Source organism: Maricaulis virginensis (genome assembly GCF_027922185.1).
Taxonomy (GTDB): domain Bacteria; phylum Pseudomonadota; class Alphaproteobacteria; order Caulobacterales; family Maricaulaceae; genus Maricaulis; species Maricaulis virginensis.
On record NZ_BSFE01000014.1, the window covers coordinates 13,984 to 38,244 of the forward strand.

The following is a 24,261-nucleotide window of genomic DNA, read 5'->3' on the forward strand; positions in this document are numbered from 1 at the left end:
ACAATCAGGCATCACGCTCGCGCAGGATTCCGGCATCGCGTTCGCGGCGCGTCGGGAAGCGGTAGAAGATGTGCGTACCGATCCGGCGCGTGCGCACCAGATTGTCGTTCCAGTAGGGATCGACGGCGACGGTGTGATAGTGCGTCGCGCGGCGGGTGACATCGCGGCCGAAGCCCATGAAGGCGTGCTGGGCGACCAGTTGCGAGCGGCGCCAGGAGCGGCCGCGCGGCTCGCGGATCATCGAGCCGTCGCAGGTGAAGGTGAACTGGCAGCCGGTCATCCGCTCGGCGCCCTCGAACACCACACCGCAGATCGTGCTCGGATAGGCCGGATGGCGGACCCGGTTCATGATGACCTGGGCGACGGCCAGCTGGCCGACAAAGCTCTCCGAGCGCGCTTCGTAATAGATCGCGCGCGACAGGCAATCGACCTCGGAGGTCAGATTGGCGGCGGTGGAGAAGTGCGAGCTGTCGAAGGTCTGCAGATCGTCGAGCGAGCGGGCGCGCAGGATGGCGCCGGCTTCACTGTCGGACTCGAGCAGGATGGAGGCGATGCGCAGCGTGCGCGGCGCCTGCCAGTCGGTGTCGACATCGCCGCGGGCGAGATAGGTGCCGGCCAGGCGCTGCCATTGCAGCGTCTCGTCCTGTTCGCGGGCGCGGGCCGAGGCCAGGTTCAGCACCAGGATGGTCAGTGCGCACAGCACCAGGGCGGCCAGCATGTGAAATGCGGTCGCGAGCTGCTTCTGCTGGCTGCGTGCGTCGTCCAGATTCATCCGATCACTGTTCGTTCTGACCATTCGTCGAATCACTCTGCAGATTCTCCGAATCTATCATGGCCGCTGCTTACTGAATCCTTCATGAAATAAGGAGCGCGTATCTATGGGCGTGCGCCGGTCAGGTCAATATCACCCGCCGATTACAAATAAGAAATGACTCTCCCCTCGCAAGGGAAGAGCCGATTTCTCTTGTGTTTTTCTTGCCTTGCCTTGGCCATCCGCAAAGGAATGGCGGGCCTGCACCCGGTCTCGTCAGAGCCGGCGCAGCCGGGCCTGGGCAGCGGCAAGCCGGGCGATCGGCACGCGATAGGGCGAACAGGAGACGTAATCCAGGCCCACTTCCTCGCAGAAATCGATCGAGTTGGGATCGCCGCCATGCTCGCCGCAAATGCCCAGCTTGAGGCCCTCGCGCTCGGCGCGGCCGCGTTCGACGGCGATGCGCACGAGATCGCCGACACCGTCGCGGTCGAGCGAGACAAACGGATCCTTCTCGAAAATCCCGGCTTCCAGATAGTCGTTCAGGAACTTGCCGGCATCGTCGCGCGACAGGCCGAACGTGGTCTGGGTGAGGTCATTGGTGCCGAAGGAGAAGAATTCCGCATCGCGGGCGATATCCCCGGCGCGCAGGGCGGCGCGCGGCAGTTCGATCATCGTGCCGATGAGATATTTCGGCTTGCCGCCGGTCTCCTCGGCCACGGCCTTGGCGACGCCGGCGACGCGGGCCTTGAGGATGGACAGCTCGGCGGCGGTGGCCACGAGCGGGATCATCACCTCGGCGAGGGGCTGGAAGCCGGTCTCTTTCTCGACGGCAACCTGGGCCTCGAAAATCGCCCGGGCCTGCATCTCGTAGATTTCCGGATAGGTGATGCCCAGGCGGCAGCCGCGATGGCCCAGCATGGGATTGCTCTCGGCGAGGTCGCGGGCGCGCGCCAGAAGCTGGTCGGCCGGCAGGCCGGTCGCCTTGGCAACGTCCACCACATCCTCTTCCGAGTGCGGCAGGAATTCGTGCAGCGGCGGATCCAGCAGGCGGATCGTGCAGGGCCGCTCGCCCATGATGCGGAAGATCTCCTTGAAGTCCTCGCGCTGCATGGGAAGGATCTTGTCCAGCGCCGTGACGCGGCCGTCCTGGTCGTTCGACAGGATCATCTCGCGCACGGCGGCGATCCGGTCGGCCTCGAAGAACATGTGTTCGGTGCGGCACAGGCCGATGCCCTCGGCGCCGAAATCGACGGCGGTCTGGCAGTCGGCCGGCGTTTCGGCATTGGTGCGCACCTTCATGCGGCGGTGCGTGTCGGCCCAGGTCATCAGCTTGGCGAAATCGCCGGTCAGCTCCGGCTTGATCATCTTGGCTTCGCCATAGAGGACCTGGCCGGTGGCGCCGTCGATGGTCACGGTCTCGCCGTCCTTGATGATGCGGCGGCCGACCGCGAACTGCCGGTTGGCATAGTCGATCTTGATCTGGCCGGCACCGGAGACGCAGGGCCGTCCCATGCCGCGGGCCACCACGGCGGCGTGGCTGGTCATGCCGCCGCGTGCGGTGATGATGCCTTCGGCCGCATGCATGCCGTGAATGTCTTCCGGCGAGGTCTCGATCCGCACGAGGATGACTTTCTCGCCGGCCTTGCGGCGCTCCTCGGCCTCGTCACTGTCGAACACGACCTTGCCGCAGGCCGCGCCCGGCGAGGCGGGCAGGCCGGTGGTGAGCACATCGCGCTCGCCTTCCGGATCGAGGGTCGGGTGCAGCAGCTGGTCCAGCTGGGCCGGATCGACGCGCATCACGGCCTCGTCCGTGGTGATCAGGCCTTCGGAGGCCATGTCGACGGCGATCTTCAGCGCCGCCTTGGCGGTGCGCTTGCCATTGCGGGTCTGCAGCATCCAGAGCCGCCCGGCCTCGACCGTGAACTCGATGTCCTGCATGTCGCGATAATGGCGTTCCAGCTTGTCGAACACCCGTGCCAGTTCGGCAAAGCTCTCCGGCATGGCGGTTTCCATGGACGGGTTGTCGTCGCCCATCTTTTCGCGCATCGCCTCGGTGAGGCATTGCGGCGTGCGGATGCCCGCCACCACGTCCTCGCCCTGGGCATTGACCAGGAATTCGCCGTAATAGCCGGTATCGCCGGTCGACGGGTCGCGGGTGAAGGCGACGCCGGTGGCCGAGGTCTCGCCCATGTTTCCGAACACCATGGCCTGGACATTCACTGCCGTGCCCCAGCTGGCCGGGATGTCGTGCAGGCGGCGATAGGTCTTGGCGCGCTCGGTCATCCACGAGCCGAACACGGCGCCGATGGCGCCCCACAGCTGTTCGCGCGGATCGGCGGGGAAATCGCGGCCCAGCTCGCGCGCGGCGGCCTTCTTGTACTCGGCCACCATGTGGACCCAGTCATCGGCCGACAGCTCGGTGTCGAGCGAGTAGTCGTTATCGTCCTTGAACCCGTCCAGGATGTCCTCGAACACGGCATGGTCCACGCCCAGCACCACGTCGGAATACATCTGGATGAAGCGGCGATAGCTGTCATAGGCAAAGCGGCGGTCGCCGGACAGTTTCGCCAGGCCCTCGGCGGTCTCGTCATTGAGACCGAGGTTCAGGACCGTATCCATCATGCCCGGCATGGAGGCGCGGGCGCCGGAGCGCACCGAGACCAGCAGCGGGTTGGCCGGATCGCCGAACTTTTTCCCGACCGTCGCTTCCAGCTTGGCCAGCGAGGCCTCGACCTGGGCTTCCAGATCGGCCGGATAGGCGTGGTCATTCTCGTAATAGGCGGTGCAGACCTCGGTCGTGATGGTGAAGCCCGGCGGTACCGGCAGGCCCAGCTTGGCCATCTCGGCCAGATTGGCCCCCTTGCCGCCAAGGAGCTCACGCATACCGGCTTCGCCTTCCGAGTCCCCTCCACCGAAGGCGTAAACCCATTTGGTCTGTGCGCTCATGCTATCGAACTCCCGGAGTTAGATGTGCGACGTGGCCTGCGCCACGACCTTCTTCTCCCCGGCCGGGGAGAAGGTGGCCCGAAGGGCCGGATGAGGGGCGGCCGCGAAAGCGGCCAGGCAAAGAGTCTTCAGCGGCGCCCTGGCGGGCGCGCCCCTCACCCCTCGCTGCGCTCGGACCTCTCCCCGGTCGGGGGAGAGGCGGGACGCCAGGCCGGCGGTCTGGAACAAGGCTGTCTGCAATGAAAAGCATGATGCCTCTAGCCTGCAATCCGGTCGAAATCGGCGACGGCGCGGACGGCCGTGCGGATTTGCGACAATAAGAAAAGCCGGTTGCGGCGCAACGCGGCATCTTCACTGTTGACGGTGACATGCTCGAAAAAGGCATCGATCGGTGCACGCAGCGTTGCCAGGGCCGCCATGGCGGCCTCGAAATTCTCCGCGACCAGCGCCTGCTGGGCCTCGCCCTTCACCGTGTTGACGGCGGCGATCAGCGCGCTTTCCTGGTCTTCCGGGGCGGCGGCGAGATAACCCGCTTCCAGCTCGCCCTCGAAAGCGCCTTCGCCATCCTTCTTCTCTTCCGCCCGCACGATGTTCGAGGCGCGGTTATACCCGGCCAGCAGCGCCGCGCCGTCCTCGGTGTCGAGGAAAGCCTGCAGCGCGCGCGCCTTGGCCGTGACGCGCACGAGGTCGTCATCGCCGAGGGCAAAGACGGCGTCGATCACGTCATAGCGGATGCCCTCGTCGCGCAGGTGGACCTTGAGGCGGTCGGCGAAGAAGGCGAGGAGGTCGGAAACAATCTCGGGAAGCTTAACGTCCAAATGGGCAACGCGACCAGCTTCTGCTCGGTCGATATCCTCATCGGAAACATCGCTATAGGCCTCAAGATCGAGAAGCCCTTCGGCAAGAAATTGCTCTCTGTAGGCGGCCCCAGAAAACTCCAGAACACGGCTAAGCGGGAGCTTTAGGCCATTCTCGAGAGCAATTCGTATAACGCCAAGCGCCGCACGCCTTAGTGCAAACGGATCTTTTGAGCCTGTTGGTTTTTCACCAATCAACCAGAACCCAAAAAGGGCATCGAGTTTGTCAGCGAGCGCGACAGCGATCGACACAGCCTGACTAGGTACAATGTCACTTGGACCTTGTGGCTTATAGTGATCACGGATCGCATCTGCGACCTCTGTGGCTTCTCCTGCTGCAAGTGCGTAGTAGCGCCCAATCACTCCCTGCAATTCAGGAAACTCGTAAACCATCTGGCTCACCAAGTCCGCTTTTGCATAGTGGGCGGCTGTCCAAACATCGTGCTCGTCGGCGCCGACAAGTTTCCCGATCGCTTTCGAGAGACTGGTAAGACGATCAACCCGAGCTTCAACTGTTCCGAGTTCAGCGTGAAACGTTACGTCTTCAAGGCGGCCCACCATGTTGCTGAGCGGGGTTACTTCGCCCCCGAACTCTGGTGGCACGTGTTGATCGACATCCCAGAAGTGGCGGGCATCGGAGAGCCGCGCCGAGAGGACGCGGGCATTGCCGGCGGCGATGGCCTTGCCGCCATCGGGCGCGAGCTGGTTGGCGATGACGACGAATTTCGACGTCACGCCGGCTTCGCCGGGCTTTTTCACCGCGAAATACTTCTGGTGGGTCTTCATGGTGAGGGTGATGACTTCCGGCGGCAGGTCCAGGAAGTCCGGATCCATCTCGCCCAGCAGCGGCACCGGCCATTCCACCAGGCCGGCGACTTCGGTCAAAAGGCCCGGGTCCTCGACCAGTTCCAGACCGGCCTCGGCGCACACCGTGCGCGCGCCCTCCAGGATGATCGCCTCGCGCTCCTCGCGCTGCTGGATCACATGGCCCTTCTCGCGCAGCACTTTCGTGTATTGCGCAAAATCCGTGATCTCGAACGGGCCGCGGCCCATGCGGCGATGGCCTTCGGTGAGGTTGCCGGTGCGGATGCCGAAGACCTCGAAATCCACCACCTGGCCGTCGAACAGGCACAGAAGACGCTGGATCGGACGCACCCAGCGCTGGGCCTTGCCGTCCTCGCCGAACTTCATGGATTTGGGCCAGGGGAAGGCTTTCATCACTTCGGGGATCGCCTCGGCGATCACTTCGGCGGTGGCGCGGCCGGGCTTTTCGATGATGGCGACCCAGAATTCGCCCTTCTTGTCCTCGCGCGTCTCGCAGGCGTCGAGACTGTCGACACCGGCGCCGCGCAGGAAGCCTTCCACCGCCTTGTCCGGCGCGCCGACGCGCGGACCCTTGCGTTCCTCGCGCACGTCTTGCGTCTTCACCGGCAGGCCGTCGATGGCGAGGCCCAAGCGGCGCGGTCCGGCAAATGTGGTCAGCGAGGACCAGGCGAGACCCGCCGCCGTCAGCTTCTCGCCCAGCAGACGCTCGAGATCGGCCTCGGCCTTCGGCTGCATGCGGGCGGGGATTTCCTCGCAGAAGATTTCAAACAGGAGTTCGGACATTATCGGGTTCCGTTACGAGGCGTGCTCTTGTGCCGCCCAGCGCTCCATCAGCGCGTAATAACTGTCGTCGGGCGCTTTTTCATAGGTCAGCGCGTTTTCGTCGAACGTCATCCAGGCCTGGGCCGAACGGGTCCAGATATGGCCGACGGGGCGCAGTCTGGCGCGCTCGTCCAGCGTGCCGGCCTTCAGCGACAGGGCCGGGCGGCCCTCGGTGTCGTTGGCGATGCGCGTGCCGCACTTGCCGCAGAACAGGCCCAGCTTGTTCGATTTTGACTCGGTGGGAATGGCGAAGGCCGCCACCTCGCCCTTGAGGAAGCGGAAGCCGTCGCGCTCGACCAGCATCGACATGCCGAAGGCCGAGGAGGACTGCTGCTGGCAGGTCGTGCAATGGCAGGTGTACAGCGTCAGCGGCTGTTTGGTGACCTCATAACGCACCTCGCCACACTGGCAGCCGCCGCGAAGGGGAAGTTTCATGAAGCGGCCTCCGTACAAGCTCCATCCTCCCCCTTGATGGGGGAGGGGGACCACGGCGCAGCCGTGGTGGAGGGGGTGGGGGCGAGATGCTTGAAAGGGCGAACACCGGGATTCACCCCATCCGACCCGAGGCTTCGCCTCGGCCCGCCTTCCCCATCAAGGGGAAGGATGTTTGCTGTCCGCACCATCACACCTGCTCCAGCATCGCGCGTTCGCTGGCGACCCAGGCTTCCGCGCAGCCCTTGGCGAGCTCGCGGACGCGGGCGATCCAGCTGGCGCGTTCGGCCACGGAAATGGCGCCGCGGGCGTCGACCAGGTTGAACAGGTGCGAGGCCTTCAGGCAGAAATCATAGGCGGGCAGGGGCAGGGGCTTGTCCAGCGACAGCAGCGCCTTGCACTGGTTCTCCGCACCCTTGAACCACTCGATCAGCATGTCGACATCGGCATGCTCGAAATTGAAGGCGGAATACTGGCGTTCGGCTTCCTGGAAGACGTCGCCGTATTTCAGGGCCTGATCACCTTTGGCGCCGTTGAAGTCCAGATCGTAGACATTCTCCACGCCCTGGACATACATCGCCAGACGTTCCAGCCCGTAGGTCAGCTCGCCGGAGACGAGGTCGACATCCAGCCCGCCGACCTGCTGGAAATAGGTGAACTGGCTGACTTCCATCCCGTCGCACCAGACTTCCCAGCCCAGGCCCCAGGCGCCCACGGTGGGGTTTTCCCAGTCGTCCTCGACAAAGCGCACATCGTGCAGGTCGCGGTCGATGCCGATGGCGTCGAGCGAGCCGAGATAGAGGTCCTGGATGTCGGCCGGGCAGGGCTTCAGCAGTACCTGGAACTGGTAATAATGCTGCAGCCGGTTGGGGTTCTCGCCATAGCGCCCGTCGCCGGGGCGGCGCGAAGGCTGGACATAGGCGGCGCGCCAGGGGCGCGGGCCGAGCGAACGCAGCGTCGTGGCCGGATGCAGCGTGCCGGCGCCGACCTCCACGTCATAGGGCTGCAGGATGGCACAGCCCTTCCCCGCCCAATAGGTCTGAAGACGCAGGATCAGCTCCTGGAAGGAGGGCGCAGTGTCGGCGGCCATATCTCAAAGTCCCGGCGAAAGAATACGCGGCAGAAATCGGGCGGACACTAGGCAAGCCCGCCCGCCTAATCAAGCACGGGAGTCCCTGTCCCGCTGCGCTTCCTGTTGCGGCGCAGCACCGCCATCGAGCCGCGCCTGCACCGCCCGGCGCGCCGCATCGGCGGCCGCATCGCGGCTGGCCGTCTTCCGCCGCCCGAAAGCGAGCCAGAGAATGACGGCGAGGAGGACAAGGAGCGCGGTGGCGATCATGGGATGCTGATACGGTCTATCAAGCGCCCGGACCAACCATCCTTCCCCTTGATGGGGAAGGGGGACCGCGCCGAAGGCGGGGTGGATGGGGTGGCGGCGAGGTGGCCGGATGGACAAGCACCGGGTTTCACCCCTTCCGACCCGAAGCTCCGCTTCGGCCCACCTTCCCCGTCAAGGGGAAGGACGAGAGGCGAGCCTGCGATCATCCGCCCATCTCCACCACGGCGCGGCCGCGCAGAATGGCCTCGGCCTCGGGGGTGTGGCGCTCGCCGGCATGCAGGATGAGCGGCGGCAGAAGCACCAGCGGCGCGCGTCCGCCGATGCGGGCGGAGACGATGACGCGCTTGGCCGGCTTGTCGATGCGCGGATGGACGGGCTTGATCACGAGCGAGCCGAAACTCTTTTCCAGCCCGTGACAGATATCGCCCAGCCGGTCGGCGCGGTGGATCAGGGTCAGCCTACCCTTGGCGTTGAGGCTGCGCGCGGCGGCCTGGATCCAGATGCCCAGGGGCGCGCTGCCCGACAGCCAGGCGTCGCGCTTGCCTTCCTTCGGTGCACGCAGGGCGTCCGGATCGTCGAAATAGGGCGGGTTGAAGAAGACCTGGTCGGCGCCGTGCCCGGCGCCCAGGCGGGCGATGTCTGCCGTCTCGATCTCCACATTGCCGTCCAGCGCGTTGGCGGCGACATTCTCGCGCGCCAGTCCGGCCGCGGCGGCGTCCTTCTCGTAGCCGGTGATGCGCACGCCCGGCATCCGCCAGGCCGCACACAGAAGGGCCGCACCGGCCCCGCAGCCGAACTCGACCAGATGTTCGCCGGGACGGGCATCGATCGCCGCGGCCAGCAGCACGGCATCCATGCCGGCGCGATAACCGTCCGCGCCCTGGCGCAGCAGCACCTGTCCGTCCAGCAGCCGGTCCTCGGTGATCTTCTGCGCTGCGCTCATTCGCTTTCCGCCAGCGCGTCGTCGATCAGCTGCCGGGCGCGATCGGCCTCCTCGTCGATGACGGACAGGCGTTTCTTCACGAATTCGATGCCGCCGCCATACATCGAGGCCATGCCCTCATCGAGCACGAAACTCTCGATCCCGGCGTCGCGCAGCACCGCGCGGGCAAAGGAGAGTTTCACCGGATCGGCCGTCTTGAGGACATCTTTCACGGGCTTTTCATTCCCTGTGCTGTTTCGTCACCGCCTCCGCGGCTTGCCGCGCGGGGATCGGATTTCTATTGTCTCGATCCGTTTCACCGGGTGCAAGAGGAAGCTGGCTTGGACAGCATGCTGAAAGCCGACACGGCAGACGTTCCGGCGCGGGAGAACGCCGCCGAACGCCTGGCCGCCCTGGCCTATGACGACATGCGCCGTGTCGACGCGCTCATTCTCGAGCGCCTGGACAGCCATGTCGCGCTGATCCCGGAACTGGCCCGCTACCTGATCGAGGCCGGCGGCAAGCGCGTGCGCCCGATGATCACGGTCGCCGCGGCCAACATGCTCGGCCATACCGACATGGCGCCGATCCGGCTCGCCGCGGCCGTGGAATTCATCCACACCGCCACCCTGCTGCATGACGATGTCGTCGACGAGAGCGGCATGCGCCGCGGCAAGGTCGCGGCCAATCTGGTCTGGGGCAATGCGTCCAGCGTTCTGGTCGGCGACTTCCTGTTCGCGCGCTCCTTCTCGCTGATGGTCGAGGCCGGCTCGATGAAGGCGCTGGGCGTGCTGTCGGCGGCGGCGTCCACGATTGCCGAGGGCGAGGTGCGCCAGCTCTCCGCGGTCAAGGATATCGGCGTCTCCGTCGACACCTATATGCAGATCATCGACGCCAAGACCGCCGCGCTCTTTGCTGCTGCGGCACAGGTCTCGGGCATTGTCGCTGGCCGCCCGTCCGACGAGGAAGCCGCGCTGGAAACCTATGGCCGCGAGCTGGGTCTGGCCTTCCAGCTGGTCGACGATGCGCTGGATTATGGCGGGGCTGCCGCCCAGCTGGGCAAGTCGACCGGGGATGATTTCCGCGAGGGCAAGGTCACCCTGCCGGTCGCGCTGAGCCTGAAACAGGCCGGTCCGGACGAGGCCGCCTTCTGGCGCCGCGTGATTGCCGAGACCGACCAGAAAGACGGCGATTTCGAACGGGCGCTGGACTATATGCACGAGCACGGCGCGCTGAATGCCACCGTCGAGCAGGCCCGCGATCACGCCGCCCGCGCCCGGGCGGCCCTGTCCGGTTTCCCGGACAATGCCTGGCGCCGGGCGCTGGGCGATCTCGCCGACTTCGTGGTCGAACGCGCTTACTAGGCCGGGTTTTTGACGGTCGCGTGATCGAACCGGCGAACCGGGTTCCACTTCACCTGATCACGCTCGACTTGAGCGGTCGCGTGATCGAACCGGTCAACCGGTACCCACTTCACCTGATCACGCTCGACTTGAGCGGTCGCGTGCTCGAACCGGCGAACCGGGTTCCACTTCACCTGATCACGCTCGACTTGAGCGGTCGCGTGCTCGAACCGGCGAACCGGGTTCCACTTCACCTGATCACGCTCCTTCCATCTCCGGCAGCGCATTGGTGAAGGCCTCGATGGCGCACATGCGCGCATACCAGTCCTTCAGCCGACCCGTCGCCGGCCGCCAGCCGGCCAGGCCCAGCTGGGCGATATTGCTGGCAATGGCCAGGTCGGCGATGGTCGGCGTGGCCGTGCCCGCGATCCACGCCCGGTCGGCCAGGCGTTTCTCGATCATCGGTGCCAGCTCCGCCATCCGCGACTTGCCGCGCGCGATCGCATCCTCGTCGCGCAGGTCCGGCGGTGCGAAGACCGAGTTGAACACGATATCGATCACGGCCTGCGCCATGCGGCTCTGGCACCAGTCGGTCCACTGGTCGACTTCCGCGCGCACGGTCGGCGCCGACGGATACCAGTTTTCCAGCGCATGACGATTGCACAGGAAGCGCAGGATGGCGGTGGATTCGTGGATTTTCAGATCGCCCTCGACGAGGGTCGGAACCTGGTGGTTGGGGTTGATGGCCAGATAGGCGTCGGACAGGTGCTCGCCCTTGTCCATCGCGACATGGCGGGCGGTCCAGGGCAGGCCCTCGGCCTCCAGCAGCGTGATGACGCGCCGGGCGTGCTGGGAGAAGGGGAAGGTGTAGAGGACGTACATGGTGGGCGGATCCCGATAGTCCGGCACTGCCCCGCGCAGCGCCGTTCGCCCAATGTTCTTACGCCGTGCGCCCTGACAGCATGGCGTCAGCAGTCTCGTCGTCAGCGTGCATTTGCGCGAACATCGCGGGACAGTCATTGTTAATCATATCGCGGCATGATCCGGCCAAACGCGAATTGCGCGAAACCCGAAGCGGAGACGACATGGCGACCGCCGACACCGGCACTCCCGACCGTATCTGGCTGTGCATGGCCGACAGCAACCGCACCCGCGTCGTGTCGCGGGCCCTGGCCAAGGGGCTGGGCATGACGGTCTATATGGGCCCGACCATGGACGAGGAAGGCCCCGTCGCGCTGGTCGTTGCCGACGACGCCCATGCCGCGCGCATCGCCGAGGCAAAGGGCAATGCCGCCCCCGGCCAGGTCTCGCTGCTGGTGACGGCGGCCGCCCGCCGGTCCGGCGCCGACGTCTTTCTCGATCACGACACCGATGCCGGCACGCTGACCAATGCCATCGAGGGCCTGCGGGCCTGGCGGGCCTATTCGCTCGCCGTGCCGCACGCGCGCGATATCGGCCATGGGGCGATGGCGGCCTTTGCGGGCGGCGAGTTTTCCGTGCAGACGCTGGAGCAGGCGCGCGATGTCGCGATCTTCATCGGCCATGCCTGTCCGGACCCGCGCCGGGCCGCCGTCGGGCTCTATGTGCTGATCGCGAACGGGATCGAGCACGGCAATCTGGAATTCGACGCGACCGAGAAGGCCAAGGGCCTCGCCGACGGCAGCTGGGCGCGCAAGCTGAATGCCCGCATGGCGGAGCCCGCCTTTGCCGGCCGGCGCGTCCGGGTCGGCTTCCATCGCGGCATGCGCACGATCAGCGTGCTGGTACAGGATGACGGGCAGGGCATCGATGCGGAGACCGCGGAAATGGCCAATCCCGCCCGCGCCGGCTATCGCGGCAAGACGGCCCGTCTGGCCCGCTCGATGGGCTTCTCGCAGGTGAACTGGCTGGGCACCGGCAATACGGTGGAGGCCTCGATCGTCCTGCCCGATACCGATAACGGTGCCACGGAAGCGCCGCGCCGCACGGCCGCCGCGTCCTGATTTCCGCCTCCCGGCGGCAAAGATGAACGCCAGCTGACCGGACGGGTCATCGCAGGCTCAGCGCCGCTGCGGGATAGTGTCCTCGTATCATTCACGAGGACGACCGACATGCCGCGCACATCATCCCGATCCATCGCCGCCGCCGCCCTGGCCGCCCTGCTGAGCCTGCCCGGCCTGGTATCGGCCCAGACCGTGCCCGCGGTCGACGGGGTTCGCGGTGTGCCCCTGGCCTCGGGCGATGTCTGCGGCCTGCAATTCTATCGTGCCTATCGCTCGGGACCGCTGCTGGCGAAAGTCGAGGGCGGCCGCCAGGGCCATTACACGCTGACGCTCTGGCGCCGCGGGCCGGGCAATGCCGTGCTGGCCGAGCTGGCCGGCGATTATGACAGCCGCGGCCGCCCTGAAGCGGTGCTGGCCGAGTCGCAGCTCGAACGTCACTTCATCCAGATGCGGGCGCCGGGACCGCAAATGGGCAGCAGCCAGGTGGACCCGTCGCGCATCGCTGCCCAGCTGGACGTCTATGACGCGCGCGGGCGCCGGATCTGCTCCAGCCGCCGTGTCGACGCGATCGGTATCGGCGCCCTGCGCCCGGCTCCGTCTGCCCGCCCGGGCCTGAGCGCACCGGCGCCCGTCCGGCAGCCCGCCGCCCGCCGCTACTAGTTTCAGCCGCTCTCCATCCGGCCCCGACTGAAGGCCCGGAACATCCTGTTCCGGGCCGCTTTTTTGTCCGGACACGTCCGGTCAGCTGGCGTTCATCCACCTGATCGAAGTCTGAACGCGGCTCTCAGCATCCGCTCATCGGGCCTTCGCTAAACAGGGATCAGGCTTCGATGCATTGGGCGTCGGCCAGTTGGAAGGAGTACAGATCATGAAAGCACGTCTTCTCATCGCCAGCGCCCTCGCGGCGGTTTCGGTTCTTGGAACGGTGGGCGTCGCCGAGGCGCAGTCGCGCAACCGCGTGAGCATCGCCCAGGAAGGCTATCGCAATGATGTCGCCGGCCGTCAGACCGGCTATCGCCAGCGCATGGTCATCAACCAGCGCGGCGAGCGCCAGTATGTCACCGTCATCCAGGATGGCGCGCGCAACGGCACCACGGTTGGCCAGCAGGGCCGCTACAACGAGGCCCATGTCGACCAGTACGGCCGCGACAATGACGCCGTGGTCGGCCAGCTGGGCCGCAACAATTACGCGACCAGTGTCCAGACCGGCCGCCGCAACATCTCCGGCATCTCGCAGATGGGTGCGAACAACACGGCCGTCACCGACCAGTATGGCTCGAACAACGCCGCCGGCGTGATCCAGGTCGGCAATGGCCAGGACGCCCGCGTCACACAGACGGGCAGCGGCAATGTGACCCTGGTTATCCAGGGGGACCACTAGCCCGGTGACCGTCCCGGGGGCCTGGCCACCAGGCTTCCCGGGACCCGTCCGGGACAGGAAGACAGCAAGCAAAGGAGGCTGTCATGACAGGTAAACTGGCAATTCTCGCATCGGCCGTTTCGGCCGCCGGCCTCTGGTTCGTCGCCCAGGCCGATCCGCTTCCCGATCTCGTCTCGGATCACATCCGCGGCGGCGAGGCGGCCTGTGGCATCGACGTCTCGCAGACCTCGGACGGTCTCCTGCTGACGGCGTGGAGTGCCCCGTCCCGGACCCGGACCTGGCGGATGGTCGTCACCCAGCGCACCGGCGGTGGCGGATTCGATATCGTCCAGGAAGGCGATGTGCCGCCCGGCGACGGCGCGGTCGCGGTCTCCGATCTCCTGATCGATACAGGCGCGGACTTCTCTGCCCGGCTGACGGCCTGGGACGCCAATGGCGATCCGGTCTGCCGCTTCGGCGACCGGGTCTAGCCGGCCTCGACGACGCTCATGTCCCCGGCTGCCCGGCCGGGGGCAGGCGTGTCCAGCGACATCGGCGCATGCCCTTTATTCTCTTGCAACGCCGGACCGGCGTCCCATCTCCTGCCGGTCAACTGGTCTTGCGGGAGGAAACCATGACCACAACCCTGTCCGACATTGCCCGGATCCAGCTCGATCAGACCTTCCGGGCCCTCGATACAATCCTCGCCAAGGGGGCCGCGCACGCAAGGGAGCGCGGTGTCGACGAGGCGGTCTATCTGGACTGGCGTCTGGCGGCCGACATGTACCCCCTGACAAAACAGATCCAGCTCGTCAGCGACTTTTCCGTGCGCGGCCTGTCGCGGATGGCCGGGCGCGACCCGGTTTCGATGGCCGATGACGAGACGTCCTTCGAAGCGCTTCGTCTCCGGCTCGCAAAGGCGCGTGAAGCGATCTGGGCGCTCGATCCGGCGGCCCTTGATGCCGATCCCGAAGGCACCATCACCTTCCCCGCCGGCGCGATCGGCGATCTCACCCTGCCGCGCGGGCGCTATCTGCAGAACTTCGTGCTCGCCAACACGCAGTTTCATGCCGCAACGGCCTACAACATCCTGCGCAATATCGGCGTGCCGCTGGGCAAGGCGGACATGATGGGGGCGACACAACTTGTGGCAGAATAATATTATACTACGTTTAAATCGTTGAAAATAAAAGGCAATAATCGTCCAAATTAATTGGATGTTAACAGGGCGGGCCGAACGTCCGGGACATCTTGTCACGGGAGGGACAGATGCCCGCAACTGATCGCTCGGTTCGCCCCGCTTTCCGCATGTCCATACGCACGGGCTAGGGGGGCGGCGATGTTTTTGTGCCGTCTTGCCTTCTTCAGCCGCCGCAACTGGTATTTCGACACGCCGGACGAGAATAACGGCGTGCTCCGCTCGATCCTGACGGCCGGCTTGCGCAATAATCCAAAGCGCGGCCTGAGCGGTGTGCTCGTGGTCGACGGCAATCTCTTCGTCCAGATCCTCGAAGGACCGCGCGGCATGCTGTCGGACACCTTCTGCCGGATCCAGAATGACAGCCGCCATGGCGGTCTGGTTCTGGCCGGTTTCGAAGAGGTTCCCGAGCGGCTGTTTCCCGACTGGAGCGTGGTGGTCCGCGACGCACCGAAGATCCAGCGCCGCCTGCCCTGGATCCCGGAGCCGGAGTCGGCGACTTTCGAGACGCTTGTGCACAACGCCCACCGGCTCCTGAAATCCGGTTCCGAATTCAGACGTATAACCGTAGAGCGCGAAGTGCCGTGATAGTAAAATACTTCTGGCTTGGTGAGGCTGGATGCGCTTGGTAGCTTCGTATAAAGACATACAAAAACTGCGGTTACTGGGTAATGGATTGGTCGCGTAAAATCAGAGAGTTGCGTTTTCTCGAGAATCTAAAACAGGATGCGTTGGCGCAGCAGCTTGGGGTCAGCCAGGCCAGCGTGTCGCAATGGGAGCGAAGCGTTGCCCAGCCCCCGGCCCACATCAAGGCCAAGCTGAGACGCCGTCTTCTGGTCTCGCCCGGCGAGCGGCTGAATGCGGCCGTGCGCACCAGTGTTGTCGAGAGTCCCAATCTGTGCGGCCTGCTCACCATGCGCGATGGCGAGGTGGTTGTTGAACTGCTCAGCCATGACAGTTACCGCCTGTTTCCCCTTCTGACGCCGGCCGATCTGGGCAAGCCCCTGCGCGGCAAGCTGGGCCGGGATATCGACCGCCTGCTCGACCGGCTGGTCGGCGAGGGCGCGTTCAACGGCCGCGTGCAGTACGCAAAGCTGGCCCTGACCGCCCACCGAAACGGGCTGTCTGCGGCCGGCATCGCGACCGTGACGCCCGTATGCAGTCAGGCCGAGGCCTGTGTGCTGCGATGCGAGGTCCGGCTTCTGGCGCCCGGCGAGCCTGTTCCGAAGCTGGAGCAGATCACGCATTTTTCCTGGGACGAGGCCGACGCGGACGCCTGAAGCGTTTTCAGCGCAAAACCGGTCCCCACTTTTGCTGAAAATGCCGGTCCTTGGCGACCGCATTTTCGAACCGCAAAACCGGTACCCACTTTTGCTGAAAATGCCGGGTCCTGAGTGGCCGCATTTTCGAACCGCAAAACCGGTCCCCACTTTTGCTGAAAATGCTCTAATCTGCCCGGTAAAACGGGGAGGACAGAATGACGTCTTTGCTTGCAGTGCTTGCCGTCGGCCTGGCGGCCGTGCAGGAGCCGGCCGAGGTGCGGGCCTTCGAGCCGCAGGGTTTCGTGACGTCGGTCACCGTCGAGATCGCGGCGCCTGTCGCCGAAGTGTTCGATGCGGCCACGGGCGATGTGACCGGCTGGTGGGATCACAGTTTCTCGGAGAATCCGGCCGAAATGGTCATCGAGCCGCGCTTCGGCGGCCGGTTCTACGAGCGCTTCGAGCCCGGCAGCGACAATGGCAGCCTGCATGCGCGGGTGATCTTCGTGAATGCGCCGAACCAGCTGCGCCTGCACGGCCCGCTGGGCCTGTCCGGCCGGGCGGTCGATCTCGTCTCGTCCTGGCAGCTGGAAGAGACCGCAGAGGGTGAGGCGACACGCTTCACGGTCGAGCTGCACATGGCGGGCGAGATCGATGCAGAGCTTGCGGGCATTGTCCGCAATGTGTGGCAGCACTTCATCGGCGCGCGGCTGAAACCCTATGTCGAGGCTGGCTGCCATCTGGCCCCCGAGGCGCCCTGCAGCGCCTTTGCCGGCTAGCCGGGGTTGGCGCGGCCGGACCCGGGACCTATTTCCTCCGGCATGGGCAAGACACGGACACTCCCGGACGAACTGCCGCTCTTTCCCCTGGGCGGTACGATCCTGCTGCCCGGCGAACGGCTGCCGCTCAACGTGTTCGAGCCGCGTTATCTCAACATGCTGGACGATGTGCGTTCCGGCGACGGGTTCATCGGTATCATCCAGGTGCGGCCCGGCGGGACGCCGGATCGTCCGGCCCTGGCCGGCGTGGGGACGGCAGGCCGTCTCGACCATTTCGAGGAAACCGATGACGGGCGCTATCTGATTGCGTTGACCGGTGTGTGCCGCTTCGTCCTGACCGGCGAGGTGAAGGCGCGGACGCCCTATCGCGTGGCGCGGGCCGACTACGGTCCCTTCTTCATGGATATCGAGCCGCGGCGCGAGGTGGAGGCGGATCGCAGCCGCCTGATCCGCATGCTGCAGGCCTGGTTCCAGAGCGAGCATGTGGCGGCGGACTGGGAAAGCGTTGCCGAGGCGCCGTTGGTCACCGTGGTCGATCAGTTGTCGATGTCGGCGCCCTTCGGCGCGCTCGACCGGCAGCGCCTGCTCGAGGCCGCCGACAGTACGGCGCGGCTGGGCGAGATGGAGGCGATCCTGGCGGAGCGGCTGGCCGGCGGGGCCGGCGGGCCGGTGCAATAGGCTAGGTTACTGGAGCGTGATCAGGTGAAGTGGGTACCGGTTCACCGGTTCGATCACGCGACCGCTCAAGTCGAGCGTGATCAGGTGAAGTGGGTACCGGTTCACCGGTTCGATCACGCGACCGCTCAAGTCGAGCGTGATCAGGTGAAGTGGGTACCGGTTGACCGGTTCGATCACGCGACCGCTCAAGTCGAGCGTGATCAGGTGAAGTGGGTACCGGTTGACCGGTTCGATCACGCGACAGCACAGGATTCCGGAGCAGGGTCGGTTCCGCAGGAAGCCCTCCTGCTCTAGCCTTTCAGCCAGGCGCGGGCAGCGGCCTTGGACGTGAACCAGGCGGCCGTGTCGCCCAGGCGTTCATGCGCCTCGACGAACTTCTCGACGCCTTTCACCTGGTCCGGCCGGACGACATAGGCGGTCTGGTAGCTCTTGAGCTCCCGCGCGATGAAGCGCATGCGTTCCTCCCACTCGAAGGGTGACAGGCTGAAAACAGCGCTGCGCACATCATTGAGGATCAGGCGCGAGTCAAGACGGCTCGCAAGGGTTGCGAATGCGCGTGCATGGGCTTGTTCGGACCCCTGGCCCAGATCGCCGTCGGTATAGAGTTCGATGACGCCGTCATTCAGCGTCAGCGAGAACCCTTCCATGGAGTAGCTGGCCGTCACGATACCCTCTTCGTCTGCTGCGCTGGCGCAGGTGTGGTGCCGCATGATCCGGCCTCGGCGATGCCAGGCCAAAGCATTTTCAGCAAAAGCGGGCACCGGTTTTGCGGTTCGAGAATACGGCCACTCATGAAGCCGCAGCGGAGCGAAATCGGGAGAGACAAGAAGGGTTTGGTGAAACAAGCTTGCGGCATTTCCCCCTCGTTCGCGCTTTATTGTTACGAGAGCGGGGCTTTTTAACGACAATCTTGCCAAGAATGAGGCAAAATCGAAATGCTCTCGCGTCGCGCGGGCATGGCCGCCATGCGTCAAAGCAGGTCCGGCGCCTCCGGACGGGCCTTCAGGCACGCACAATGGCGCATCTGCGTTTCGCACAGCTGGTCGAGCCAGGCATCCAGCGCAGCCGAGAGGATACGTTGCTGGGACTGGCCTGTCTGCACCGAAACGGTCCGCAGCCGCCGCTTCTGCTCCGCCGTCAACCGCACTTCGGCGCGGCCGGAGCGGGCGATGCCGGCATGGGGATCTTCCGCAAGGTCCGGCAGATCGCCCCCGCCGCAGCAGGCCGGCGGCAGATCCTCCGCTGCGCCGGCAGGCTTGCGGGCGATGAGTGGCCGGTCGCTGCGCTGTTCGACATCGCGCCGCTCGTCGGGCACCGGGACGGGCTGGGCCGGCCGGTCGACATAGCTGGCGCCGGCGAAGCCGGAGGGGATGGCGGGCGCGGCCTCACCCTTGCGGGCAAGCAGTCCGGCGTGAAGGCTGGCATATTTTCTCATCGACCGTCTCCGTCCTCAGGCCAGGTGGCGGCGTCCGAAGGGCATGTGCGGGCGGCGGCGATCGGCCTGGCCCTTCGGCGGCCCCTGATCGCTCTTGCGCCGCTCCACCCCGTCCCAGTTCGAGTTCGAGGCTTCCGGCGCGGCGGGTGCCGCGGGGCGCGGTGGCGGCTGGCTGCCGGTCCCGAAGCGCGGCGGCAGGGCATAGCCGGGCCGGTCCTCCAGCGCGACCTCCTCCTCCTCGCCATCGTCCAGACCGGCCATGCCGGCGCGGGCGGGGGTGAGGATGTCCTGCTCGAAGGTCTGGCGCGGTGCCCGGTCGAGCATCGCCCTCGCGTTGCCGCGCAGGCGGAACAGGCGGTCCTCGAAATAGGCCCACAGATTGGCGACTTCCTGGGCCGAGCGGCCGGTCTCGTTGACCTCGCCCACCGTGCGCCCGTCAATCATCGAGGCAGCGAAATCGACCCGATGGTGCAGCGTCACCGGGGCGACGGTGCCGTGCTGGGAGAGGGCGACGGCGGTCTCGCCGGTGATCCGCGCCCGCGCCGTGGCGGAATTGACCACGAAGACCAGCGGCTTGCCCTGCATCTGGACGATGTCCACCGTGGGACCGACGGCGCGCAGATCGTGCGGGCTGGGGCGTGTCGGGATCACGACGAGATCGGCATGGGTGATCACTTCGGCAATCGTCGAGGTGACCGCCGGCGGCGTGTCGATCACGATCAGCCGGTAGCCGGCGCGCTCGAGAAAATCGATGTCGCGGCCCAGATCGGGCACCGAGACCTGGGCGAAGGCCGGCGTCTCGCTGGCGCGCGCATTCCACCATTTCGCCATCGAGCCCTGCGGGTCGGTGTCGATCAGCGCGACCGGACCGGCGCCGCAGCGCTCGGCCTCCACGGCCATGTGGGCCGACACGGTGGTCTTGCCGGATCCGCCCTTCTGCGAGGCAAACACGACGACCTGGGCCATGCGCCGGCGCGGTTTCTCTTCGGACATCGCTCACCTCTCAACCCGTCCGTCCTGGACGGTCCCTCTGGTGCATCCGCCATCGATGAAAGCAGCGATGTCTTGCGGCCCGGTTCAGCGCAGCACCCGGATTTGAGGCGAATTTTCGCCGTATTGTCGCGGTTTGCTGCGATACACGTCCTGCAGGCCGCGCGGGAACGCTTCTCTGCGTCCGCACGTTGCAGACGCAGGATCAACGAAAGGGACATATGTCATGGCTCGGGAACAGACCGTCACCGGCGGCGATATTCTCCGCATCATCGCCGCCATCCTCCTGCCGCCCCTGGGCGTCTTCCTGCAGGTCGGTATCGGCGCCCAGTTCTGGATCAACATCATCCTGACCATTCTGGGCTATATTCCGGGTATCGTGCATGCTGTGTGGATTATTGCCCGCCGTTAGAGATCGACCCATGGCGAAACTCCCCGTCTCGCGGGCGGATGAGAAGGCGCGGATCGAGCGGCTGGCGCGCTGGCTCGATGCGCGCTTTGTCATTCCGGGCACCGGCATCCGTTTCGGACTGGACAGCCTGATCGGCCTCGTGCCGGGCGTGGGCGATCTCGCCATGTTCGCCCCGGCGGTCTGGATCATCGCCCGCGCCGTGGCGCTGGGCGCACCGGCGCATCTCATTGTCCGCATGGCGATCAATACCGGGCTCGACCTGGTGATCGGCGCCATCCCCGTGCTCGGCGACCTGTTCGACCTCGGCTTCAAGGCCAATCTGAGAAATGCCCGCCTGCTGTCGCGCTGGCTGGATCGCACCGGGGACGGCCAGACATAGCGACTGGCCAGGCGGCCTCCGGCTGCCTACATCCCCGTCACGGCCAACGGGGAGACAGCCATGATATCGCCGGACCATGTGCGCCTGATGGCGCAATACAATCGCTGGCAGAACCGCTCGCTCTACGGCGCCGCCAACACGCTGGACGAGGCGGCGCGGCGGGCCGATCGCGGCGCCTTCTTCAAATCCATCCACACCACGCTGGCGCATATTCTCTGGGGCGACGAGGCCTGGATGTCCCGCCTGGCCGGCCGGCCCTTCCCGGACGGAAAAGGCCTCGAGGCCGACTATCTGGAAACCCGCGACTGGGAGACGCTGAACCGCGACCGCGCGGCGTTCGACGCCTGGCTGATCGACTGGGCGGCCGGCCTCACAACGGCTGATATCGAGCCCGACCTGCACTGGACCTCCTCGACCGGCAAGGGCCGCTTCGTCACCCCGCGCTGGGTCTGCCTCACCCACCTCTTCAACCACCAGACCCACCACCGCGGCCAGGTCCACGCCATGCTGACGGCGGCCGGCGCAAAGCCGGAGGACACGGATATCCCCTTCATGCCGGACGCGCCGTGGAAATGAGGTGAGGGGGCGCTCTTCCTCCAACGCTCCACTTCCCCCGGAATAAATCCGGGGAAAGCGGAATGGTATGTGAGGCATTCACGAAGATAGCGACACGCACGGGACAAGGCTTCCCCTGCGTGAGCGGGGGAAGTGGCCGAGCCCGGCCTTCGGCCGGGTGAGGTCGAAGGGGGCAAGTCCATGCGCGCTGCCGCGCTCCGCGGCGCTTCGCACCGCCCCCTCAGTCCGCTGACGCGGACAGCTCCCCCGCAAGCGGGGCGAGCCCCTGGACCCGGCATTCCCCTCTCCCCCACCGGGGAGAGGGCAGGGTGAGGGGCAGCCGCGCAGCGGCCAGTCAGGGACTGCTCACAGGCCAGGCTCCGCCGCGCGCCGGTGCAGGGGCGCCCACAAACCGCAGGCCGGCGGGCCGTCTCCGCTTGTTCAGGCCAGGCGCGCCCAGGGCGCCGCTCCGCGGCTCCGCACGCAAGCCGGATAGCTGGAGCCGGGCTTCCGGGGGCCATGCGCTTTGTGGGGAAGGGCGTCGTCGGTGCTTGCCGGCGGAAATGGTGTGTGTCCCCGTTTTCCGGCCCCACCTAGCGTCATCCTGATGAAAGTCAGGACCCAGATCGTAAAGGGAGATTTACGCCAGACGGGCTCGGATCGCGATCGGCGACGTGCGGAACAAGTGCGAACTCACGAATACCCCGCCCTATGAACTGGGCCCTGACCTTCGTCAGGGTGACGGTGAATGTTGCGGCATCAACACCCCCTCTCCCCCACCGGGGAGAGGGCAGGGTGAGGGGCGGCCGCGCAGCGGCCACCACAAATCGTATGCCGTCGAGCGGATTGTGGGCGCTTACTTGCGAGCCAGTTTTTGAAGGGCCTTCAGATCCGAGGCACCGATCTTGTGGATGACGCGATGGCAGCTGGGGCAGAGAAGGGCGAAATCTTCTGGCACTCGGAAGGATGTGATCTGGCCTGTTGCAAGTGTTTCAAGTGGGATGAGGTGGTGAACCTCAAGCACTTTGGGGCCGATGTCGCCATAGAGGTCTGTCATGCTGCGATCACAGCCCATGCAGACGTCCGTGTTGAAGTAGGCTTTGACCTTCTTGGCGTGTGACGCATCACGCTCCACCGTCCGGTGCGCGACATATTTCTTTTTAAAGGGCAGGTCTTCGCCCTCGAACCCGTCGCCGTCGGCTTCCTCGATGATGTCTTCTGTGGAGCGGTAGCCGCCGTTCGCTACGAGGAATTTGTAGTGCGCTAAAGCTTCTTCGAGGTCAGCAACCAGTTCGGTCTCTGATGGAAGCGCATCGGTTTGATAGTGCGCTCCGACCACATGGCCCGCTTCGTATAGAGGTCCGAGACGATGGCTTGGCGGAGTGCCAAGTGTGATCGGTTTGACGCCTAGGCGCGCCAAGCGCCCTCTCAAGCGCGCTCGCATAATCGCGGCCCGCCGCTCGAGTTCATCCTTTGCGGAAGGTTTGCCGATGTCATCGCTAAGTTTTTTGCAGCCTTGGTTGAGCGTCAGATAGAGACGGGTTCCGTCTTTGCTGAGGAGATAAACGATATAGTAGCCGTGCTGGGTGGTGTTGGTGATGGCGCGATCGAGTACGGCAACCCAAGAGATATCTGCCCAAGGGCCTGCGCCCGTGCTGCCTCTTATTTGATAGCGATCTGGTTCGGCGACCCGACCCGCAATCGAAGCCGGCAGTGTCTGTGTTGCGGCAATATGCGAGGGCGCGCCGGCTTTGCCTGCTGCAAGGTCTCTCTGACTATCGCTCAGGTAATTGGTGGCCCAGTTGAGAAACTCTGCCCGCATTCCTAGCCCCTCCCAACTCCGCATTGTTGTCGTAGGCTAAGCGCCCATTGCTGATCCCGTCTAGATTGCATGACCTGAAAGAGAAAGCTAATTTAGGTTGTTAGCAATTTGCCGATGATTCGGGGGAGAAGGCGTTGGACTCGGAAATCAAATTTCGATTCGATGGCGGCTTAGCGTCAGAAAGTGTCTTGGATTTTTATGAAGCTTCAAGATTTCAATATGGCGCATCTCGTTTCATTTACACGCTGCACCATTTTCGGAAAACAGGCCGCGTGATTCAAAGGATATCGCCTGGCCAGGTGGATTCAACATTTAGAGTTACCACGCCTCAGCACGGAAGTTGGGAAATACTAATAGAGGAAGCGCTTAAAATTACAGCAACCACCGCTATTCAAGTTCCAATACAGGCTATGATTCAATATGGATTGCAGTCTATATTTCCTCTAAAATGGCTTGGTTCTAAAGCAAAAGGTGATTTCGGATCGAAGGACAACGATGCTTTAATGAGGGCCCTAGAGATTATCGAGAAGAATGACGAATATAACCACAAGCATATCGAAACTCTACATACCTTGCTAGCTGAAGCCAAATCAAATGCGAATGATAACAACCTAGATAGGTTATCTGAACGGATTGGCGCACTCGAAGATTCTGCTTCAAGGGCTGAATATCTTAAGGCGTACCCACAGTTGCGCGAGGTGGATTCTGACGCGCGGGTCGAACTTATCCAGAAAACTAGGCCCCAAGTTCGTGAAATTGGGTATCCGCTAAAGAAATCTGCAGAAAAACTGGATATTGGGGTGTCTGAAGAGCGGGCGGATTACAAAAATACACTGCATCTTTCAGATGTGGAAAGCCTTGACGATTCAAAAGTGTTAGATGAAGTCGTCGTTGTTGTTGGTTCGTTAAAAAAATTTGACAAAGAAACGGGATGGGGGGAGCTCAGGCAGCACAATACTGGAAAAATACTGCGGTTTGTTGTAAAGCGATCGGAGAAAAGAAGAAAACTCTCAGATATATTGGACGCGATGAGTGGTGATATTGTGGTGATTTCTGGAAACCCTGTTGTTGATGCGAATAATGCAGTTAAGTATTATATCTTCATTGAATTTATCGGTGACCATGACGATGGGTAGTAGCTACGTTGAGATCTATTTGTCTCGGCACGCGCC

Annotated in this window: 28 protein-coding genes and 1 pseudogene; 14 read left to right on the plus strand and 15 right to left on the minus strand. The window is 64.6% G+C overall.

Annotated features, from left to right (window positions below; all coding sequences use genetic code 11):
* Positions 1 to 4 precede the first annotated feature (4 nt).
* From PKE71_RS16570 to PKE71_RS16605, 8 genes are all read right to left on the minus strand, one after another.
* Complete coding sequence (locus tag PKE71_RS16570) at positions 5 to 772, minus strand: cell wall hydrolase (protein WP_271188123.1); 768 nt, start codon at positions 770 to 772, stop codon at positions 5 to 7.
* A 255-nt stretch (positions 773 to 1,027) separates the two neighbouring features.
* The gene (gene ppdK / locus PKE71_RS16575; RefSeq protein ID WP_271188124.1) at positions 1,028 to 3,700 is read right to left on the minus strand and encodes a pyruvate, phosphate dikinase; all 2,673 of its coding nucleotides are present in this window, start codon (positions 3,698 to 3,700) and stop codon (positions 1,028 to 1,030) included.
* Between the two features lie 257 nt (positions 3,701 to 3,957).
* Positions 3,958 to 6,165 carry a glycine--tRNA ligase subunit beta gene (gene glyS / locus PKE71_RS16580; RefSeq protein ID WP_271188125.1) on the minus strand — a complete coding sequence of 736 codons (2,208 nt, stop codon included), beginning with the start codon at positions 6,163 to 6,165 and terminating at the stop codon, positions 3,958 to 3,960.
* 12 nt (positions 6,166 to 6,177) lie between these two features.
* Positions 6,178 to 6,639, minus strand: coding sequence for a GFA family protein (locus tag PKE71_RS16585; protein ID WP_271188126.1), 462 nt, complete (start codon positions 6,637 to 6,639; stop codon positions 6,178 to 6,180).
* A gap of 187 nt (positions 6,640 to 6,826) precedes the next feature.
* Positions 6,827 to 7,726, minus strand: a complete 900-nt coding sequence (locus PKE71_RS16590) for a glycine--tRNA ligase subunit alpha (RefSeq protein ID WP_271188127.1) — start codon at positions 7,724 to 7,726, stop codon at positions 6,827 to 6,829.
* 69 nt (positions 7,727 to 7,795) lie between these two features.
* The gene (locus PKE71_RS16595; protein ID WP_271188128.1) at positions 7,796 to 7,975 is read right to left on the minus strand and encodes a hypothetical protein; all 180 of its coding nucleotides are present in this window, start codon (positions 7,973 to 7,975) and stop codon (positions 7,796 to 7,798) included.
* Positions 7,976 to 8,177: 202 nt separating this feature from the next.
* Positions 8,178 to 8,918: a tRNA1(Val) (adenine(37)-N6)-methyltransferase gene (locus tag PKE71_RS16600; protein WP_271188129.1), complete on the minus strand. Its 741-nt coding sequence runs from the start codon at positions 8,916 to 8,918 to the stop codon at positions 8,178 to 8,180.
* On the minus strand, positions 8,915 to 9,130 hold the full coding sequence (locus PKE71_RS16605; RefSeq protein WP_271188130.1) for a putative signal transducing protein: 216 nt from the start codon (positions 9,128 to 9,130) through the stop codon (positions 8,915 to 8,917). The genes PKE71_RS16600 and PKE71_RS16605 overlap by 4 nt, the downstream gene beginning before the upstream one ends.
* 117 nt (positions 9,131 to 9,247) lie before the next feature.
* Here PKE71_RS16605 and PKE71_RS16610 point away from each other — a divergent pair, with 117 nt between their 5' ends.
* Positions 9,248 to 10,261 (plus strand): polyprenyl synthetase family protein, encoded by a 1,014-nt coding sequence (locus PKE71_RS16610; protein WP_271188131.1) that lies wholly within the window; start codon positions 9,248 to 9,250, stop codon positions 10,259 to 10,261.
* On the opposite strand, the gene PKE71_RS16615 is transcribed toward PKE71_RS16610, so the two are convergent.
* Together PKE71_RS16615 and PKE71_RS16620 are read right to left on the minus strand one after the other, a co-directional pair.
* Positions 10,258 to 10,494 carry a hypothetical protein gene (locus PKE71_RS16615; protein ID WP_271188132.1) on the minus strand — a complete coding sequence of 79 codons (237 nt, stop codon included), beginning with the start codon at positions 10,492 to 10,494 and terminating at the stop codon, positions 10,258 to 10,260. The genes PKE71_RS16610 and PKE71_RS16615 overlap by 4 nt on opposite strands.
* Before the next feature lie 4 nt (positions 10,495 to 10,498).
* Positions 10,499 to 11,122: a glutathione S-transferase family protein gene (locus PKE71_RS16620; protein ID WP_271188133.1), complete on the minus strand. Its 624-nt coding sequence runs from the start codon at positions 11,120 to 11,122 to the stop codon at positions 10,499 to 10,501.
* Between the two features lie 203 nt (positions 11,123 to 11,325).
* On the opposite strand from PKE71_RS16620, the gene PKE71_RS16625 reads away from it, so the two are divergent.
* From PKE71_RS16625 to PKE71_RS16665, 9 genes are all read left to right on the plus strand, one after another.
* Entirely contained in the window at positions 11,326 to 12,222 is an 897-nt protein-coding gene (locus tag PKE71_RS16625) for a hypothetical protein (protein ID WP_271188134.1), read from the plus strand.
* A 108-nt stretch (positions 12,223 to 12,330) separates the two neighbouring features.
* A complete protein-coding gene (locus PKE71_RS16630) occupies positions 12,331 to 12,882 on the plus strand; it encodes a hypothetical protein (RefSeq protein WP_271188135.1) in 552 nt (183 codons plus the stop codon).
* A 208-nt stretch (positions 12,883 to 13,090) separates the two neighbouring features.
* Positions 13,091 to 13,603 (plus strand): curlin-associated protein, encoded by a 513-nt coding sequence (locus PKE71_RS16635; RefSeq protein WP_271188136.1) that lies wholly within the window; start codon positions 13,091 to 13,093, stop codon positions 13,601 to 13,603.
* An 83-nt stretch (positions 13,604 to 13,686) separates the two neighbouring features.
* Positions 13,687 to 14,073 (plus strand): curli-like amyloid fiber formation chaperone CsgH, encoded by a 387-nt coding sequence (csgH, locus tag PKE71_RS16640; RefSeq protein WP_271188137.1) that lies wholly within the window; start codon positions 13,687 to 13,689, stop codon positions 14,071 to 14,073.
* Positions 14,074 to 14,216: 143 nt separating this feature from the next.
* Positions 14,217 to 14,741, plus strand: a complete 525-nt coding sequence (locus PKE71_RS16645; protein WP_271188138.1) for a DUF1993 domain-containing protein — start codon at positions 14,217 to 14,219, stop codon at positions 14,739 to 14,741.
* Between the two features lie 180 nt (positions 14,742 to 14,921).
* Complete coding sequence (locus PKE71_RS16650) at positions 14,922 to 15,368, plus strand: BLUF domain-containing protein (protein ID WP_271188139.1); 447 nt, start codon at positions 14,922 to 14,924, stop codon at positions 15,366 to 15,368.
* 83 nt (positions 15,369 to 15,451) lie between these two features.
* The gene (locus PKE71_RS16655) at positions 15,452 to 16,060 is read left to right on the plus strand and encodes a helix-turn-helix domain-containing protein (RefSeq protein WP_271188140.1); all 609 of its coding nucleotides are present in this window, start codon (positions 15,452 to 15,454) and stop codon (positions 16,058 to 16,060) included.
* A 197-nt stretch (positions 16,061 to 16,257) separates the two neighbouring features.
* Positions 16,258 to 16,818 (plus strand): SRPBCC family protein, encoded by a 561-nt coding sequence (locus PKE71_RS16660; RefSeq protein WP_271188141.1) that lies wholly within the window; start codon positions 16,258 to 16,260, stop codon positions 16,816 to 16,818.
* 42 nt (positions 16,819 to 16,860) lie between these two features.
* Entirely contained in the window at positions 16,861 to 17,496 is a 636-nt protein-coding gene (locus tag PKE71_RS16665) for an LON peptidase substrate-binding domain-containing protein (protein ID WP_271188142.1), read from the plus strand.
* A 6-nt stretch (positions 17,497 to 17,502) separates the two neighbouring features.
* On the opposite strand, the gene PKE71_RS16670 is transcribed toward PKE71_RS16665, so the two are convergent.
* From PKE71_RS16670 to PKE71_RS17675, 4 genes and pseudogenes are all read right to left on the minus strand, one after another.
* Positions 17,503 to 17,733, minus strand: coding sequence for a hypothetical protein (locus PKE71_RS16670; protein WP_271188143.1), 231 nt, complete (start codon positions 17,731 to 17,733; stop codon positions 17,503 to 17,505).
* Between the two features lie 53 nt (positions 17,734 to 17,786).
* Entirely contained in the window at positions 17,787 to 18,206 is a 420-nt protein-coding gene (locus PKE71_RS16675; protein ID WP_271188144.1) for a hypothetical protein, read from the minus strand.
* Between the two features lie 260 nt (positions 18,207 to 18,466).
* Positions 18,467 to 18,931: a hypothetical protein gene (locus PKE71_RS16680; RefSeq protein WP_271188145.1), complete on the minus strand. Its 465-nt coding sequence runs from the start codon at positions 18,929 to 18,931 to the stop codon at positions 18,467 to 18,469.
* Positions 18,932 to 19,282: 351 nt separating this feature from the next.
* Positions 19,283 to 19,897: pseudogene (locus PKE71_RS17675) on the minus strand (AAA family ATPase); the annotation flags it as partial.
* A 250-nt stretch (positions 19,898 to 20,147) separates the two neighbouring features.
* On the opposite strand from PKE71_RS17675, the gene PKE71_RS16690 reads away from it, so the two are divergent.
* The 3 genes from PKE71_RS16690 to PKE71_RS16700 are packed head-to-tail and all read left to right on the plus strand — an operon-like array spanning position 20,148 to position 21,288.
* Positions 20,148 to 20,333 (plus strand): YqaE/Pmp3 family membrane protein, encoded by a 186-nt coding sequence (locus PKE71_RS16690; protein WP_271188147.1) that lies wholly within the window; start codon positions 20,148 to 20,150, stop codon positions 20,331 to 20,333.
* 10 nt (positions 20,334 to 20,343) lie between these two features.
* On the plus strand, positions 20,344 to 20,712 hold the full coding sequence (locus PKE71_RS16695) for a DUF4112 domain-containing protein (RefSeq protein WP_271188148.1): 369 nt from the start codon (positions 20,344 to 20,346) through the stop codon (positions 20,710 to 20,712).
* Positions 20,713 to 20,772: 60 nt separating this feature from the next.
* Complete coding sequence (locus tag PKE71_RS16700) at positions 20,773 to 21,288, plus strand: DinB family protein (RefSeq protein WP_271188149.1); 516 nt, start codon at positions 20,773 to 20,775, stop codon at positions 21,286 to 21,288.
* Positions 21,289 to 22,123: 835 nt separating this feature from the next.
* On the opposite strand, the gene PKE71_RS16705 is transcribed toward PKE71_RS16700, so the two are convergent.
* Positions 22,124 to 23,089, minus strand: a complete 966-nt coding sequence (locus PKE71_RS16705) for an MrcB family domain-containing protein (protein ID WP_271188150.1) — start codon at positions 23,087 to 23,089, stop codon at positions 22,124 to 22,126.
* Positions 23,090 to 23,223: 134 nt separating this feature from the next.
* Here PKE71_RS16705 and PKE71_RS16710 point away from each other — a divergent pair, with 134 nt between their 5' ends.
* The gene (locus PKE71_RS16710; RefSeq protein WP_271188151.1) at positions 23,224 to 24,225 is read left to right on the plus strand and encodes a DUF7946 domain-containing protein; all 1,002 of its coding nucleotides are present in this window, start codon (positions 23,224 to 23,226) and stop codon (positions 24,223 to 24,225) included.
* Positions 24,226 to 24,261: the final 36 nt, after the last annotated feature.

Bases quoted from the DNA above. Each gene is read 5' to 3' on its own strand.
- PKE71_RS16570 (WP_271188123.1), bottom strand. From the start codon at position 772: ATGAATCTGGACGACGCACGCAGCCAGCAGAAGCAGCTCGCGACCGCA.
- ppdK (WP_271188124.1), bottom strand. From the start codon at position 3,700: ATGAGCGCACAGACCAAATGGGTTTACGCCTTCGGTGGAGGGGACTCG.
- glyS (WP_271188125.1), bottom strand. From the start codon at position 6,165: ATGTCCGAACTCCTGTTTGAAATCTTCTGCGAGGAAATCCCCGCCCGC.
- PKE71_RS16585 (WP_271188126.1), bottom strand. From the start codon at position 6,639: ATGAAACTTCCCCTTCGCGGCGGCTGCCAGTGTGGCGAGGTGCGTTAT.
- PKE71_RS16590 (WP_271188127.1), bottom strand. From the start codon at position 7,726: ATGGCCGCCGACACTGCGCCCTCCTTCCAGGAGCTGATCCTGCGTCTT.
- PKE71_RS16595 (WP_271188128.1), bottom strand. From the start codon at position 7,975: ATGATCGCCACCGCGCTCCTTGTCCTCCTCGCCGTCATTCTCTGGCTC.
- PKE71_RS16600 (WP_271188129.1), bottom strand. From the start codon at position 8,918: ATGAGCGCAGCGCAGAAGATCACCGAGGACCGGCTGCTGGACGGACAG.
- PKE71_RS16610 (WP_271188131.1), top strand. From the start codon at position 9,248: ATGCTGAAAGCCGACACGGCAGACGTTCCGGCGCGGGAGAACGCCGCC.
- PKE71_RS16620 (WP_271188133.1), bottom strand. From the start codon at position 11,122: ATGTACGTCCTCTACACCTTCCCCTTCTCCCAGCACGCCCGGCGCGTC.
- PKE71_RS16625 (WP_271188134.1), top strand. From the start codon at position 11,326: ATGGCGACCGCCGACACCGGCACTCCCGACCGTATCTGGCTGTGCATG.
- PKE71_RS16630 (WP_271188135.1), top strand. From the start codon at position 12,331: ATGCCGCGCACATCATCCCGATCCATCGCCGCCGCCGCCCTGGCCGCC.
- PKE71_RS16635 (WP_271188136.1), top strand. From the start codon at position 13,091: ATGAAAGCACGTCTTCTCATCGCCAGCGCCCTCGCGGCGGTTTCGGTT.
- csgH (WP_271188137.1), top strand. From the start codon at position 13,687: ATGACAGGTAAACTGGCAATTCTCGCATCGGCCGTTTCGGCCGCCGGC.
- PKE71_RS16645 (WP_271188138.1), top strand. From the start codon at position 14,217: ATGACCACAACCCTGTCCGACATTGCCCGGATCCAGCTCGATCAGACC.
- PKE71_RS16650 (WP_271188139.1), top strand. From the start codon at position 14,922: ATGTTTTTGTGCCGTCTTGCCTTCTTCAGCCGCCGCAACTGGTATTTC.
- PKE71_RS16655 (WP_271188140.1), top strand. From the start codon at position 15,452: ATGGATTGGTCGCGTAAAATCAGAGAGTTGCGTTTTCTCGAGAATCTA.
- PKE71_RS16660 (WP_271188141.1), top strand. From the start codon at position 16,258: ATGACGTCTTTGCTTGCAGTGCTTGCCGTCGGCCTGGCGGCCGTGCAG.
- PKE71_RS16665 (WP_271188142.1), top strand. From the start codon at position 16,861: ATGGGCAAGACACGGACACTCCCGGACGAACTGCCGCTCTTTCCCCTG.
- PKE71_RS16675 (WP_271188144.1), bottom strand. From the start codon at position 18,206: ATGCGGCACCACACCTGCGCCAGCGCAGCAGACGAAGAGGGTATCGTG.
- PKE71_RS16680 (WP_271188145.1), bottom strand. From the start codon at position 18,931: ATGAGAAAATATGCCAGCCTTCACGCCGGACTGCTTGCCCGCAAGGGT.
- PKE71_RS16690 (WP_271188147.1), top strand. From the start codon at position 20,148: ATGGCTCGGGAACAGACCGTCACCGGCGGCGATATTCTCCGCATCATC.
- PKE71_RS16695 (WP_271188148.1), top strand. From the start codon at position 20,344: ATGGCGAAACTCCCCGTCTCGCGGGCGGATGAGAAGGCGCGGATCGAG.
- PKE71_RS16700 (WP_271188149.1), top strand. From the start codon at position 20,773: ATGATATCGCCGGACCATGTGCGCCTGATGGCGCAATACAATCGCTGG.
- PKE71_RS16705 (WP_271188150.1), bottom strand. From the start codon at position 23,089: ATGCGGGCAGAGTTTCTCAACTGGGCCACCAATTACCTGAGCGATAGT.